The sequence below is a fragment of the Nostoc sp. NOS(2021) genome (assembly GCF_017115025.1).
GTDB lineage: Bacteria > Cyanobacteriota > Cyanobacteriia > Cyanobacteriales > Nostocaceae > Nostoc.
On sequence record NZ_JABXKM010000275.1, the window covers coordinates 1 to 14,566 of the forward strand.

General features: G+C 43.3%; 15 protein-coding genes. 9 read left to right on the forward strand and 6 right to left on the reverse strand.

Annotated features, from left to right (window positions below):
- Positions 1–26: 26 nt before the first annotated feature.
- Both HWQ41_RS27285 and HWQ41_RS27290 read right to left on the reverse strand, forming a co-directional pair.
- The gene (locus HWQ41_RS27285) at positions 27–287 is read right to left on the reverse strand and encodes a hypothetical protein (protein WP_292770117.1); all 261 of its coding nucleotides are present in this window, start codon (positions 285–287) and stop codon (positions 27–29) included.
- A 400-nt stretch (positions 288–687) separates the two neighbouring features.
- Positions 688–846, reverse strand: coding sequence for a hypothetical protein (locus HWQ41_RS27290; RefSeq protein WP_292770119.1), 159 nt, complete (start codon positions 844–846; stop codon positions 688–690).
- Positions 847–1,048: 202 nt separating this feature from the next.
- Between HWQ41_RS27290 and purC the strand changes: the two genes are divergently transcribed.
- The 7 genes from purC to HWQ41_RS27325 all read left to right on the forward strand — a co-directional run bounded on the left by purC (position 1,049) and on the right by HWQ41_RS27325 (position 10,158).
- The gene (gene purC / locus HWQ41_RS27295; RefSeq protein WP_292770121.1) at positions 1,049–1,786 is read left to right on the forward strand and encodes a phosphoribosylaminoimidazolesuccinocarboxamide synthase; all 738 of its coding nucleotides are present in this window, start codon (positions 1,049–1,051) and stop codon (positions 1,784–1,786) included.
- A gap of 124 nt (positions 1,787–1,910) precedes the next feature.
- On the forward strand, positions 1,911–4,568 hold the full coding sequence (locus HWQ41_RS27300; protein ID WP_292770123.1) for a BamA/TamA family outer membrane protein: 2,658 nt from the start codon (positions 1,911–1,913) through the stop codon (positions 4,566–4,568).
- A gap of 210 nt (positions 4,569–4,778) precedes the next feature.
- The gene (lpxC, locus tag HWQ41_RS27305; RefSeq protein ID WP_292770125.1) at positions 4,779–5,654 is read left to right on the forward strand and encodes a UDP-3-O-acyl-N-acetylglucosamine deacetylase; all 876 of its coding nucleotides are present in this window, start codon (positions 4,779–4,781) and stop codon (positions 5,652–5,654) included.
- 58 nt (positions 5,655–5,712) lie between these two features.
- A complete protein-coding gene (gene fabZ, locus HWQ41_RS27310; RefSeq protein ID WP_292770127.1) occupies positions 5,713–6,243 on the forward strand; it encodes a 3-hydroxyacyl-ACP dehydratase FabZ in 531 nt (176 codons plus the stop codon).
- 309 nt (positions 6,244–6,552) lie between these two features.
- Positions 6,553–7,371, forward strand: a complete 819-nt coding sequence (lpxA, locus tag HWQ41_RS27315; protein ID WP_292770129.1) for an acyl-ACP--UDP-N-acetylglucosamine O-acyltransferase — start codon at positions 6,553–6,555, stop codon at positions 7,369–7,371.
- A gap of 232 nt (positions 7,372–7,603) precedes the next feature.
- The gene (lpxB, locus tag HWQ41_RS27320; protein WP_292770131.1) at positions 7,604–8,773 is read left to right on the forward strand and encodes a lipid-A-disaccharide synthase; all 1,170 of its coding nucleotides are present in this window, start codon (positions 7,604–7,606) and stop codon (positions 8,771–8,773) included.
- Positions 8,774–8,892: 119 nt separating this feature from the next.
- Positions 8,893–10,158, forward strand: a complete 1,266-nt coding sequence (locus tag HWQ41_RS27325) for a DNA cytosine methyltransferase (RefSeq protein WP_292770145.1) — start codon at positions 8,893–8,895, stop codon at positions 10,156–10,158.
- A 92-nt stretch (positions 10,159–10,250) separates the two neighbouring features.
- Here HWQ41_RS27325 and HWQ41_RS27330 read toward each other — a convergent pair whose 3' ends face one another.
- From HWQ41_RS27330 to HWQ41_RS27345, 4 genes are all read right to left on the reverse strand, one after another.
- On the reverse strand, positions 10,251–10,463 hold the full coding sequence (locus HWQ41_RS27330) for a hypothetical protein (RefSeq protein WP_292770133.1): 213 nt from the start codon (positions 10,461–10,463) through the stop codon (positions 10,251–10,253).
- Positions 10,441–10,641: a hypothetical protein gene (locus HWQ41_RS27335; protein WP_292770135.1), complete on the reverse strand. Its 201-nt coding sequence runs from the start codon at positions 10,639–10,641 to the stop codon at positions 10,441–10,443. Before HWQ41_RS27335 ends, HWQ41_RS27330 begins: the two co-directional genes overlap by 23 nt.
- A 72-nt stretch (positions 10,642–10,713) precedes the next feature.
- Positions 10,714–12,231, reverse strand: coding sequence for a hypothetical protein (locus HWQ41_RS27340; RefSeq protein WP_292770137.1), 1,518 nt, complete (start codon positions 12,229–12,231; stop codon positions 10,714–10,716).
- Between the two features lie 179 nt (positions 12,232–12,410).
- Complete coding sequence (locus HWQ41_RS27345) at positions 12,411–12,932, reverse strand: hypothetical protein (protein ID WP_292770139.1); 522 nt, start codon at positions 12,930–12,932, stop codon at positions 12,411–12,413.
- Positions 12,933–13,175: 243 nt separating this feature from the next.
- Between HWQ41_RS27345 and nfi the strand changes: the two genes are divergently transcribed.
- On the forward strand, positions 13,176–13,841 hold the full coding sequence (gene nfi, locus HWQ41_RS27350) for a deoxyribonuclease V (RefSeq protein WP_292770141.1): 666 nt from the start codon (positions 13,176–13,178) through the stop codon (positions 13,839–13,841).
- A gap of 107 nt (positions 13,842–13,948) precedes the next feature.
- Positions 13,949–14,452, forward strand: a complete 504-nt coding sequence (locus HWQ41_RS27355; RefSeq protein WP_292770143.1) for an FHA domain-containing protein — start codon at positions 13,949–13,951, stop codon at positions 14,450–14,452.
- The last annotated feature ends 114 nt before the right edge of the window (positions 14,453–14,566 follow it).

The following is a 14,566-nucleotide window of genomic DNA, read 5'->3' on the forward strand; positions in this document are numbered from 1 at the left end:
CCCATGCCCCATGCCCAATGCCCTATTCAATCTTGAACCTCCCCCTGGTCATCCTGAAACGGGTCTTCGCCAATTCTTAGCTCTTTTTTTGAGCGTTTCAACTGTTTCCATAGATCCTTTATTTGTTCGTAAGCGGCACCTGGAGGCAGTTTTCCACCTGTTTCTAAGTTGCAAATGTAGCTGACTCGTTGGGCAAATTCCTGTAGATTTGCATTAAAAACCAAGTTTTCTGGCTTTACTTGACCGTAGTAGCGACCACGAGGGTAGAGAAAATCATCCTTGTTCACTATTTTGTTCTCCAATTTATTCAACTCTCCTTCTGTTTGAATCTCTAAAGCTGAATCACTAGCTACCCTAATCTTCCTTTTGTTAGACTGCGGCAAATCAAATCATTCAATTCCTTTTCCAATTGCTGATGCAGGAATTGGTTGATTCAGATTTTGAGCCTAGATGAGAAAGCTTGAAATAGTTTTGTTGTAAATGTTACACAAAAACTTTCTGCTAAAGTAACTAGAGAGAATATTTAATTTTCCTCCAGGTTGCCGATTTCTCTCATCTTAATTTATGAAGTTCGGATTATAATTAACTTCAGTTTAAACCATGAGTTACAAACTATACAAAATATAACCCTATGTCCTATTAAAGTTTTCCTAGCAAAAATAATTGCAATTCTCTCAGTGAAAGTACTTAGGCTAAAATACCATGTACCAAAGCCAATTGTCGTCTGTTAAAAGTTAGAGATTCAGTTGTGAATCTTTGGCAACTGGCTACTGAAGAAGTGACCCAGAAGAGGGCATTGGGCATTGGGCATTGGGCATTGGGCATTGGGCATTGGGCATTGGGCATTGGTTATTCTCCTCTGCTCCTCTGCTCCTCTGCTCCTCTGCTCCTCTGCTCCTCTGCTCCTCTGCCCCTCTGCCCAATTATCGGCAGCCCGGTGTCCTCTTAAATAATCACCAATGGCTAATAGTTAATAACTAAAGATAAAATGGTGAAGCCTCAAAGAAAGGACAACTTTTGTCCATAGCCTAGAACTTTACCTGCCACCATGTCTGTTAATTCCAAGTTATACGAAGGCAAAGCGAAAATTCTCTATACAACGGACGATCCGGAAGTCTTGTTGGCGGATTTTAAGGACGACGCCACGGCGTTTAACGCCCAAAAGCGTGGCAGCATCCAGGGGAAAGGAAAAATTAATTGTAGCATTTCCAGCCAGCTTTTTAAACAGTTGGAGGCAAATGGTATAAAGACTCACTTTATCGACAGCCCTGCCCCGAATCAGATGCGGGTGAAGGCAGTAAAGATTTTACCCTTAGAAGTAGTTATCAGAAATATTGCTGCTGGCAGTCTGTGTCAGCAAACAGGTTTACCAGTGGGTATAATTCTGAAACAGCCTTTGGTTGAGTTTTATTACAAAAACGATCAGTTAGGAGATCCTTTGTTGACACGCGATCGCCTGTACCTGCTAGAACTAGCTACTGCGGAACAAGTAGACGCAATTACACATCTAGCATTGCAAATCAACGAATTTCTCAGTAACTTTTGGCAACGGTGCGGCATTACCCTAGTAGACTTCAAACTAGAGTTTGGTTTGGACTCACAACAGCAGTTGCTCTTGGCAGACGAAATTAGCCCCGACACCTGCCGTTTGTGGGATACCGCAGAAGAGGACTCAAACCGCCGGGTAATGGACAAAGACCGCTTTCGCCGGGACTTAGGAAATGTAGAGGATGCCTACCAGGAAGTTTTACAAAGAGTGCTAAAAGCAGTAGAGAGTAATAGTTAAGTGGGTAAAAATCAATTAAACTCGTGTGGATTGTCATTTGTCCTTTGTAACTAATGCCCAATGACTAATGACTAATGACTATTTGTGATGGTGTGTGTGGTCGTGAAGAGGAATCATAAGTAAAATGCGTTTATCTCCCGTATTGCTGGCAGCAGTAGCAATTGCAGTCCCTTTGGGCGGCTCACTGAGTGCAAATGCAGAAACCGCCAGCAGTTCAAAACAGACAACAGAAGTTTTGACACTAGAAACAAATCAGCAGCCAGAAAAGGACACTGGTCAGGGTAACTCTAGTAAAAGTCTAGAATCTCGACCTAATCCCACAGGGGTTAAAGAGGCGGAGCGTCTACAATCCCGCATTGTCGCAATTTACCCTGCCAATCCAGCAGCGATGCCTGCGGCGGGCGTAGATGCAGCGACACCAGAGGTAATAGTACCAACCTCCACAACGCCAAGAACTGCACAAACCCCTCAAATAAATCCCAACCCTATTCAACAGCCATCTCCCGCTCCAGTCATTCCACCCCCAACTAGTCAACAACAAACACCTTCCCCAACTCTTGAGACTACTCCAGCCCCAGAAAATGTCAATCCACTGACAACGGAACCTTTATTACCCACAACTCCAAAACCATCAACCGCTCCAGTCATTCCACCCCCAGCTAGTCAACAACAAACACCTTCCCCAACTCTTGAGACTACTCCAGCCCCAGAGAATGTTAATCCACCGACAACGGAACCTTTATTACCCACAACTCCAAAACCATCAGCCGCTCCAGTCATTCCACTCCCAGCTAGTCAACAAAGAATACCTACCCCAAGCCCCGGTGTTACTCCAAATCCGCAGAATGTTAACCCACCGACAACTCCGGGAAATACTCAACCCAACACAGCCCCAGAAGCCAATGACCCCCGCGTACTGGTGTCGGAAGTAGTAGTTAGATCACAGGCTGGGCAACTATCACCAGAACTGGAAGACCAAGTTTACAAAGTAATTCGTACCCAACCAGGACGAACGACAACCCGCAGTCAACTGCAAGAAGATATTAACGCCATCTTTGGTACTGGCTTCTTTTCCAACGTCCAAGCAGCGCCAGAAGATACCCCCTTGGGAGTGCGAGTCAGCTTTGTTGTACAGCCTAACCCCGTCCTCACCAAGGTACAAGTAGAAGCCAATCCTGGCACTGGTGTTGCTTCCGTACTACCACCTAACACTGTAGATGAAGTCTTTCGCCAGCAGTATGGTAAAATCCTCAACTTGCGTGACTTGCAGGAAGCCATCAAGCAGTTAAACAAGCGCTATCAAGACCAAGGTTACGTGCTAGCCAACGTGATTGGAGCGCCACAAGTCTCTGAAAACGGAGTTGTTACCTTGCAAATAGCAGAAGGGGTAGTAGAAAACATTAGAGTCCGGTTCCGCAATAAAGATGGTCAGGAGACAGACGAGAAGGGACAACCGATTCGGGGAAGGACACAGGATTACATCATTACACGAGAATTAGAGTTGAAGCCAGGACAAGTATTCAACCGCAACACAGTGCAAAAAGACCTACAGCGCGTGTATGGACTGGGACTGTTTGAAGATGTAAATGTGTCCCTTGACCCTGGTACTGACCCCAGCAAGGTGGATGTAGTAGTGAATGTAGCTGAACGCAGCAGCGGTTCTATTGCGGCTGGGGCAGGGATTAGTTCTGCTAGCGGACTTTTTGGAACAGTTAGCTATCAACAGCAAAACCTGAATGGTAGGAATCAAAAACTGGGGGCAGAAGTACAGGTGGGAGAACGGGAAGTGCTGTTTGACCTGCGGTTTACAGACCCCTGGATCGCAGGAGATCCTTACCGGACTTCCTATACAACTAATATTTTTCGCCGCAGTTCCATTTCGTTGATTTTTGATGGCAAAGATCGGGATATTAGGACGTTTGATCCAAATAATCCCACTAATACAGATTCTCAGGATCGCCCCCGTATTCTCCGTGTAGGTGGTGGTGTCACTTTTACCCGTCCCCTGTCCTCCAATCCTTACAAAACTTCCGTCTGGACTGCCTCAGCCGGTTTACAGTATCAACGAGTTTCTGCCCGTGATGCTGATGGCAATCTCGTAAAAAGAGGAGGGCTATTCGATAGTGATGGAAATCCTATCGACCAGAATGGAAATCGCGTCATACAACCAATCACCACTCAATTAACCGAGTCTCCAGGAGGTCAAGACGATTTACTACTGTTGCAACTCGGCGTACAGCGCGATCTCCGTAATAACCCTTTGCAACCCACCAAGGGTTCTTATCTGCGCTTCGGGATTGATCAGTCAGTCCCGATAGGACTAGGCAACATTTTACTCACCAGATTACGGGGTAGCTACAGCCAATATTTACCCATCAAGTTGATCAGCCTCTCGAAAGGGGCACAAACTCTAGCATTTAACTTGCAAGCAGGAACAGTTCTCGGTGACTTGCCTCCCTACGAAGCTTTTACCCTTGGGGGTAGCAACTCCGTCCGGGGTTATGACGAAGGAACATTAGGTAGTGGACGCAGTTATGTGCAAGCATCAGTTGAGTATCGGTTCCCAGTTTTTTCAGTAGTCAGCGGCGCATTATTTTTTGATGTCGGTAGTGACCTGGGAACTAGTACTCAAGCAGCTGAATTGTTGAACAAAAATGGCAGTGGCTACGGCTATGGTCTCGGCGTTCGCGTCCAGTCTCCACTGGGGCCAATTCGCATTGACTATGGTATCAACGATGTGGGTGATAGCCGGATTAATTTTGGTATTGGCGAAAGGTTTTAACCAGGTAGGAGTTAAAAGTTAGAAGTTAGGAGTTTTAATTCCTCACTCCTGACTCTTAACTCATAACTTTTTTGGATTAGCTTGCTAATTTTTACATTTACCTCAATACTGTTCCGATAAAGGGATTAATGACATTTTTAGGGGAATATCAGGGATTTTACCAAAACAGACGATGAACAATACTAAACAAAATATATTGACTTTTTGGCTATGCAACAGCACACTCTAGCAGCCCCAATCACCCAAATAGGGGTGGGACTGCATAGCGGTGTGAGTACCCAGGTGCGGATACTACCAGCTGAGGCGGGAAGTGGACGCTACTTTGTGCGGGTGGATTTACCGGATTTGCCGATCATTCCAGCCCACGTTGCGGCAGTTAGTCACACTGTTCTCTCAACTCAGTTGGGTAAGGGTGAGGTATATGTTCGCACGGTAGAGCATTTGTTGGCAGCACTTTCGGGTATGGGCGTGGATAATGCCCGCATTGAAATTGATGGCCCAGAAGTCCCACTTTTGGATGGTTCGGCAAGTGTCTGGACAGCTAACATTACCCAAGTTGGCTTAGTATCACAACCCGTTAACAACCAAGTTCCCAAGGCTATTACAGAACCAATATGGGTCTATGAAGGGGATGCCTTTGTATGTGCCCTCCCAGCACCAGAAACCCGCTTTAGTTACGGTATTGATTTTGACCTGCCCGCCATTGGTAATCAATGGCATAGTTGGTCACCAACCGCTGAACTAGGAAAAGCTTCTGCTAGCTTTGCTGCCCAAATCGCTCCTGCTCGTACTTTTGGGTTACTGCATCAAATTGAACACTTACAAAAAACAGGGTTAATTAAGGGCGGCAGTTTGGATAATGCACTCGTTTGTGGACCAGAAGGCTGGCTAAATCCACCATTGAGATTTGCAAATGAGCCAGTGCGTCATAAGATATTGGATTTAGTAGGAGATTTAAGTTTACTAGGAACTTTTCCTAGTGCTCATTTCTTAGCGTATAAAGCCAGTCACAATTTACACATTCAACTGGCTCAAAGAATTTTAGATTTGGGATTGGAGCTAAAGCCTAAAATCGAGGATTATTAAGGCTTTTGATATACGCCTGCCTACTCAACTTTCAGATGAAAAATTAACCACACGGCCAATGTCAATCCTCACTGAAGTGAATACCATCGATACCACTACACCTACACCTACCGAACCAGAGGCTATAAATGAGACTACAATCATCTCTGAGATTAAAACAACTTTCACATCTGAAGAAATTCAGAAATTGCTACCACACCGCTACCCATTTTTACTTGTAGACAAAATAATTGACTACGTTCCAGGAAAACGCGCTGTTGGCGTTAAAAATGTCACTATCAACGAACCCTATTTCCAAGGACATTTCCCTGGACGTTCACTGATGCCAGGGGTGCTAATTGTGGAAGCAATGGCACAAGTAGGGGGCATTGTTCTAACTCAAATGTCTCCGGTAGAAGACGGACTGTTCGTCTTCGCTGGTATCGATAAAGTCCGCTTTCGCCGCCAGGTCGTACCGGGGGATCAACTAGTAATGACGTTGGAACTGTTATGGGTAAAACAACGTCGTTTCGGTAAGATGCAAGGTCGTGCCGAAGTTGATGGTCAACTTGCTTCTGAAGGGGAATTAATGTTTTCTCTAGTTAATTAAAAGTTTGCTTTCGTGGTATGGGCATAGCCGTGAAATGCCCCTACTGAATCCTGAAAAAGGATAACAGTAAAAAAATCCACAACAGCATCTGATAATTTCTTGATTTTCGACGCCCTCTCTACGAGACGCACTCACGTTCACACTTAACTTGCTTTGCCCGACACTTTCGTTCACTGAAATACTTCACGCTCAACAATGTCAGTCGCCTCGATGGGACAGCAGTCGGTACAACTCTCTTAACCAGAGTAACACCTGCCTCAAAAACCCCATCCGGCGCTGGCTTATCAAGACAGTTCTGGAGATTCACCCTTGAAAACGCTAATTCATCCAACTGCTGTAATTCATCCGAAATCGGAACTCCACCATACAGTGCAAGTCGGTGCCTATGCTGTGATTGGAGCGCATGTCAAAGTGGGCCCTGAAACAATAATCGGCGCTCATGCAGTGCTAGAGGGGCCTTGTGAAATTGGGGCGCAAAATCAGATTTTTACAGGTGCAGCCATCGGCATGGAACCCCAGGATCTCAAGTTTGTCGGAGAACCAACCTGGGTCAAAATTGGTGATAACAACTTGATTCGTGAGTACGTTACCATTAACCGCGCTACCGGTGCTGGTGAAGCGACGGTAATTGGTGATGGGAACTTGCTGATGGCTTATGTCCATGTGGCTCATAACTGCGTGATTGAAGACCAAGTAGTGATTGCTAACTCTGTAGCGTTGGCAGGTCATGTGCATATAGAGTCACGCGCTAGGCTGAGTGGGGTTTTAGGTGTCCATCAATTTGTGCGTATTGGTAGACAGGCAATGGTGGGAGGTATGGCACGTATTGACCGGGATGTGGCCCCATATATGCTCGTGGAGGGAAATCCGGCGCGGGTACGAACCCTCAACCTTGTCGGACTTAAACGGTCTGGTATGGACTCAGCAGATTTGCAAATGCTGAAAAAAGCTTTCCGCATTCTCTACCGTTCTGATTTGTCCTTTAAGGATGGTTTGGAACAGTTGGAATTGTTAGGGGATAGCGAAGAATTGCAGCATCTGCGCCGCTTCCTACTACTTTCTCAGATGCCTGGAAGGCGTGGTTTGATTCCCGGTAAAGGAAAAAAAGGCGTGAGTGATGAATCGTGAGATGTGAGGTATATCATGTCTGTGGAATTACCCATAATCAAAGCACCCCACCCCCAACCCCTAAGAGCAAGCGAGGAGGGGAGTAAGAGCGTAGCTGGCGGGGAAGGGTTCTGAGGAATTGTGGTTAATTGCCCAGACATCATAAATTATGAGTTATGAGTTGATGAATTAAATTTTTAACTCCTCACTCCTAACTCCTCACTCCTAATTTTTACTAATTACTAATTATCAAATGCGGATATTTATCAGCACTGGCGAAGTATCTGGCGATTTGCAAGGGTCGCTGCTAATTAGAGCGCTAAAGCGTCAAGCTATGGCGATTGGGTTGGAATTAGAGATTGTGGCGCTGGGTGGCGAAAAAATGGTAGAGGCTGGGGCAATTCTGCTGGGAAATACCAGTAGTATTGGCTCAATGGGTATTCTAGAAGGGCTGCCTTATATTTTACCGACTCTCCAGGTGCAACGTCAGGCGATCGCTTCTTTAAAGCAAAATCCACCTGATTTGGTGGTGCTGATCGATTACATGAGTCCAAATATCGGAATTGGGACTTACATGAAACAGCATCTGCCAGATGTGCCTGTGGTATATTATATCGCTCCCCAAGAGTGGGCTTGGTCAGTCAATTTGCGTAGGACTAACAGGATTATTGGCTTTACAGACAAGCTGTTGGCAATCTTTCCCCAAGAAGCCCGTTACTTTCGGGAGAAAGGCGCAAAAGTTATTTGGGTAGGGCATCCTTTGGTTGACCGAATGCAGGACGCTCCTAGTCGGGAAGTAGCCCGTGCAAGATTGGGGATTGCACCAGAACAAATTGCGATCGCACTCCTCCCCGCCTCTCGCCACCAAGAACTAAAATATCTTTTACCAATTATTTTTCAAGCTGCCCAAACTATTCAAGCTAAATTACCTGAAGTTCATTTCTGGATTCCCCTATCTCTGGAAGCCTATAGACAGCCAATTGAGGAGGCAGTTGAGCGTTACGGTTTGCGGGCTACAGTTTTATTAGATCAACAAAAGGAAGTTTTTGCTGCGGCTGATTTAGCCATTAGCAAATCTGGTACTGTGAACCTAGAACTTGCTTTGTTAAATGTGCCGCAAGTTGTAGTTTACCGCCTAAGTTCTCTGACTGCTTGGATAGCTCGTAAAATCCTCAAAGGTTCCATAACCTTTGCATCGCCACCTAATTTAGTAGTGATGAAGCCGATTGTGCCAGAATTTTTACAAGAGCAAGCCACACCAGAGAATATTATCCAAGCAGCGATGGAACTGCTACTCAATCCCAGTCGCAGAGAGCAAACTTTGCTAGATTATGAGGAAATGCGGCGGTGTTTAGGAGAAGTTGGGGTGTGCGATCGCGCTGCTCAAGAAATTTTGCAAATGCTGTCGGGTACTGGGGGTTAGGGACTGGGGACTGGGGACTAGGGACTGGGGACTGGGGACTAGGAAAATTTTGTATATTTAATACGCCATACTCAATACCCAATCCCCAATCCCCAATACCCAATCCCTTTAGAGGTGTCATGGCTTATGAGATGAGAAAAGAACGAGCGATCGCAGTTGATTTGTTCGCTGGTGCGGGCGGTATGACTCTTGGCTTTGAGCAAGCTGGTTTTGATGTGCTGGCGTCTGTGGAAATCGACCCGATCCACTGTGCAACACATGAGTTTAACTTCCCTAATTGCTCAGTGTTATGTAAAAGTGTTGTGGATACAACCGGGGAAGAAATTAGGAATCGGTCTAAGATTGGCGATCGCGAAATTGATGTGGTAATTTGTGGTTCACCATGTCAAGGATTTTCCTTAATTGGTAAACGGGCTGTTGATGATCCCCGAAACTCTTTGGTGTTTCATTTTCATCGACTGGTTTTTGAGCTAAAACCGAAATTCTTTGTGATGGAAAATGTCCGGGGGATCACAGTTGGCGAACATAAACAAATCCTCCAAACCTTAATTAGCGAATTTAAAATTTACGGCTATAAAGTAGAAGAAAATTACCAAATTCTCAACGCTGCAAATTACGGAGTACCACAGTCACGTGAGAGATTATTTCTCATAGGTGCAAGGGAGGATGTCGAGTTACCGAAATACCCTCAGCCGATTACTAAACAAGCATTACCAAAGAATTTAACTTATAAAAAAATATCTGACATTCCATTAAGTCCTACAGTATGGGATGCAATTGGAGATTTACCGGAAATAGAAAAATATCCTGAGTTACTAATAAGAAATTGGGTTGTAGCAGAATACGAAAAGCCTAGTAACTATGCTCTGATACTTCGCGGTATCAAATGCCTAAACGATGATTATTCTTACAAACGTGAATATGATTTGCGAATACTTTCTTCAAGTTTAAGAACAAAACATTCTGCGGAAACTATTAAACGTTTTCAGGAGACTCAACAAGGCGAGAGAGAAAAAATTAGTCGTTTTTATAAGCTGCATCCTGCTGGTGTCTGCAATACTTTAAGAGCCGGAACAGACAAGTATAGAGGTTCTTTTACATCTCCTAGACCGATTCACCCAATTACGCCGCGTTGTATCACAGTCAGGGAAGCGGCGAGATTGCATTCTTACCCCGATTGGTTTAGATTTCATGTAACCAAATGGCACGGTTTTAGGCAAGTTGGTAACTCTGTACCACCACTACTAGCAAAGGCTGTGGCGGCGGAAATTATTTGCAGTTTGAATATTTCGCCTTTGAAGCCGAGTTTGCGATACAAGTTGCCAGAGGAAAAGCTATTACAATTTAATCTGTCGCAAGCGGCACAATATTATCAGCGTGACTAGTAAGTGTAACATCTGCAAGATTTCACTATCTGAAGCTATCGTCAAACCTTTCAACTGCTCCCCACCAACAAATCAGCAGTATAATCGTGGAGTTAGGCAGCCTCTCCACCACTACCTAGTTTTTTCTTGAGTATCTCTTCCATTTCCCTTAAATCTTCGTTAGTTTGAGGGAATGGATATGTCGGACTATTAGGACTTCCCCGTTTGATCAATGCCTCAATTGCTTCATCATCTTCACGATGAGCTAAAATATATGCTCTAAGTTCTTGACGGGACATTTTGCTAAAATCGGGCTTCGTCATCATCGTTAAACCCCCATTGACCATCCGAAAAAATTAGAATCTCTAGGCTTTCAGTCACACCAGCAAGGATAAACACGGTCTTGGTGTTTTGGTTATACCGAAATACATGGATAGGTTGATAACCATTTGAGAGCATTTGGCACACTCTGACGCAGGCAAGAGCTTGTTGTGCGGTAGGCATACAATTGTATCTACATGATAGATGAAAATCAGAGCGATGTCTACGACGGGCGTAGCTGCGGCACTGCTTTTTCTAGTTTAACTTTGAGGTGCGATCGCTTTCCTTTTTACCAACAGAATTTTTCTCAGCATAGTTTATATTTCGCTGATATTCTTTGATTTTTTGTTGAGAAACTACATAATTGGGGCTAGAAGATGGCACAGTTTTCAGAAGTGCGATCGCAGATTCCCACTGACTCACAACTGTTTTCCACTCATCTGGAGATTTTGCTGATTGAGTAAGGTTAGCTGCATTGATTGCTTTACTTACTGCCTCTCGGAATGTATCAGTTTTAGGTGCGGATGCTGTTGCAAATGGAATTGGCGACGTAACTTGAGAAGCTATAGAAGTTGGTGCATTTTCTTTCATTTTTGGAATTTTCGCTAATAAATATATTCCGATGACAACCAAGGGAATGAGCATAATTATCAGCAGTTTTTTCTTTAAATTTTTACGCCTTTGATAATGATATTCAGATAGTGATATTATGGGTAAATGCTGCGTTTTACCTTTTTTGATTTGGGTTAGGCCCATATCACCACGTAATCTGTCCATTTCTAAATCTGTGCGATCAACACTGTAGCTCTTAGGTCTAGTTTGAAAGTTTTGGAGTATAACTTTCAGCTTTGGAATGAAGCGTTTTATTACTAAGTGTTCTAATTGGTATAGATATGCGGCAGTGAACATCCAAATCATGAACCAACGTTGACTTAAAAAATCATTATTTTCAATGCTGTAAAAAATTCCGTTTGTTGCGCGTCCTGTTAAATGCCCAGTACAGCTATTTAAGTATTCCGGCATTTCATGGTAAAAGTTGCAACTAGAAAAAGCTAATTCCGAAAAGATAGTTAGGATTAGGATAAAAGATAATCCCATCACGATTGTGCCATAGAAACCTGCCCATAAGCTATTCAAAGTAGGTATCCATTTAGGTAATTTATTAGCTGATTTAGGTTTTTGCCAAATAAACCAGAAAATATGGTAGATAAAGGCTAAGAAAATTGTTGGTATTAATAAGCCGAATAAAACAGAAAATATTAATAATATAGGGCTGTTACCGAGAACTGATATAAATACTCCAACCAATCCAAATACTATTAAACGTGTGCCAGGAAATGCTATGGGAACTAGAATAATTGCCCTGAGCCAAGAACTAGGATAAGGAAACCAAACTGGCCATATTTGAGAGAGTGTTTCGTATTTTCCCTGTTTAGCTAGTTCTAAAATACTGGAATGTTTTTTAGTCTCCTCATTCTCAGGAGTCAAATTTAAATAATCTATCCAGCTTACTGAGGTTTGTCCTGTCCTTTTTCCATAGATTTTTACAGACTTAATAGGTGTAGCTTCCAACTTGATTATTAGTTTACGAATAAAAGTGACTGATGATTCTTGCTCCGGTACTTGAAAAGATTCCAGCATTACCTGTAAGCAACCATCTTTGAAGATTAGTTTAGCAGTAATACTTTTTGGTTTCAAAAGGTAATTAATTACTGATGCGATCGCCGATGCATCTCCCTGTTTAGCAAGTTCTAAAACATTCGGCTGTGTCATAACCAATAAATCCAAAAACCTGAGATAATATCTTCTATCTCAGGATTCCCTATTTACAGGTAAAAGCAACATTTTCAGAATATTTTCAACCCTATGTTTAAAATTTACATAGTTTTATTAAACTTATTACAAAAGCCTCGATTTTATACCCTCTCTGTGACTCTGTGATTACAAAAAAATTAACGTTCTTTTGTAATTACAGAGCTACCATTACTAATACTTACTTTTTGAATAAAAACGTCGGTACAAGATGATAAAATATCGGTGCTTATTTGATTAGCAATAATTTCAAAATCTTGGTTTGTTAATCCGCGGGCAGTATCGCCACTTAAGTTAATACAAATAGTTAGGGTTTGAGGATTACTGGAAGACTGTTCATTATCTAGTGCTTCTAGTTCAGCTTCTACTATGCCTAGATTAAACTCTTTACTCCAAGCTGGAAACTCCTTACCCGTTTGTTGTCCATAAACTTTCACTTTTTCAACAGATGCAGCCCCTAAAGCCATTAACCCTTTGCGGACAAATGCAACTAAAATTTGCTGATTTGGTACTTGGGCAGATTCTAGTATGACCTCTAAGCAAGCATCTTTGAAGGCAACTTTTGCAGTGATCCCTTTGGGGTGTAGGTGGCGGTTCATCAGAGATGCGATCGCCTCTGCATCTCCCTGTTTTGCAAGTTTTAGAATATTCGGCTGTGTCATAACCAGTAAAAGAGAAAATCTAGGAAAATAAACTTATATTCTCAGGATTCCCTTTTGACAGCCTTAAGTAACATTATGATGCAAGATATCAGCTAACCTGGGTTAAAATGTCTACTATAAAGATAGTCTTTTACAGAGTTTTGCAATAAATATCTTTTCCCGGTGTCAACATCAAAAACTCTTGTTTTTGTGCTTGCCAAATTAACAGGATTAATATTAATCAGTTTAATTACAATTTTAAATATGAAGTTTTATCGAGATCATACTTGGCCTTCGACGCTAGAAGAAGCTATAGCTATCCAAGAAAAGCTGCGAGATCAAGTAATTACTGAGGATCAACTGCAAGAACCTATCCAGTACGTTGCTGGCGTAGATATGGGTTTTGAAGCTGATGGAACAATTAGCCGTGCAGCTGTCGCAGTACTGAGTTTTCCTGATTTGCAAGTAATCGAGACAAGCCTAGCACATCGTCCTACGACCTTTCCTTATATTCCTGGGTTCCTCTCATTTCGGGAAATTCCAGCTGTCCTCGATGCCCTGGAAAAGATTAAAACAATACCAGATATCATCCTGTGTGATGGTCAAGGAATTGCTCATCCCCGCAGATTAGGTATAGCTAGCCATTTAGGGTTACTTGTGGATATGCCAACAATTGGTGTAGCTAAATCCTTGTTGGTAGGTAAACATGAGGAATTGGCACAAACTAAAGGGAGCAGACAACCACTGATATATAAGGGTGAAACGATTGGGGCCGTTTTGCGATCGCGCACAGGAGTAAAACCTCTGTACATCTCCAGTGGTCATCGAATTAGTTTACCTACGGCGATTGACTATGTATTACGCTGCACGCCCAAATATCGACTGCCAGAAACTACACGCATTGCTGATAAATTAGCCTCGGCGAAATAAAGCTTGTTGAAGTTTTTTCTAAATACTTGCTTGTACCGACTCAATCGTGTTAGGAATCGCACAGAAAGAAGTTGAAGTAGCTAAATACGAGTTCCGAAGTTAGAACAATGAACGCACTAACTTTACAGTGGCACGATGCAGGTCAAGATAAAACTCAGAACATTTACGAACAACAGCCAAGTCAAAATCATGGCACTGTCCGCATCGGTCGCGATCCCCTCCGGTGCGATATTGTTCTGAGTCACCCTACTGTCTCTGGTCTGCACGTTGAAATATTTTTTCATCACCAGCAACAGCACTTTTATATCAGAAATTTGCGATCGCAAAATCCCCCCGTTGTCGATGGACGGCAATTAGTCCAAGGTGAAATGCCTTTAACTGAGGGCACTAATATCTCTTTGGGACAAATAAAACTCAACGTTACTAGCATTTCCACGGGTAGCATTCCAGCAACAATTTTGATGCCACTGCATCCACAGCCAGGAGTTTATGGCTTAGAATGCCCCAAATGTCATAAGGTTTCGCTAGGAGAGAATCTACACATAGGCTGTCGTTGGTGTGGAACATCTTTAGCTGCGGCAGTAAGTGTATTAGTAGCACCAAGTAATTAAGGAGTGGGGAAATAACTATAGCCCTTCTGGGTTAAGTCCAATAGAGACCTAACCCCCAACCCCTTCCCTACAAGGGAAGGGGAGTAAGATTCAAAGCCTCTCTCCTAAAAGGAG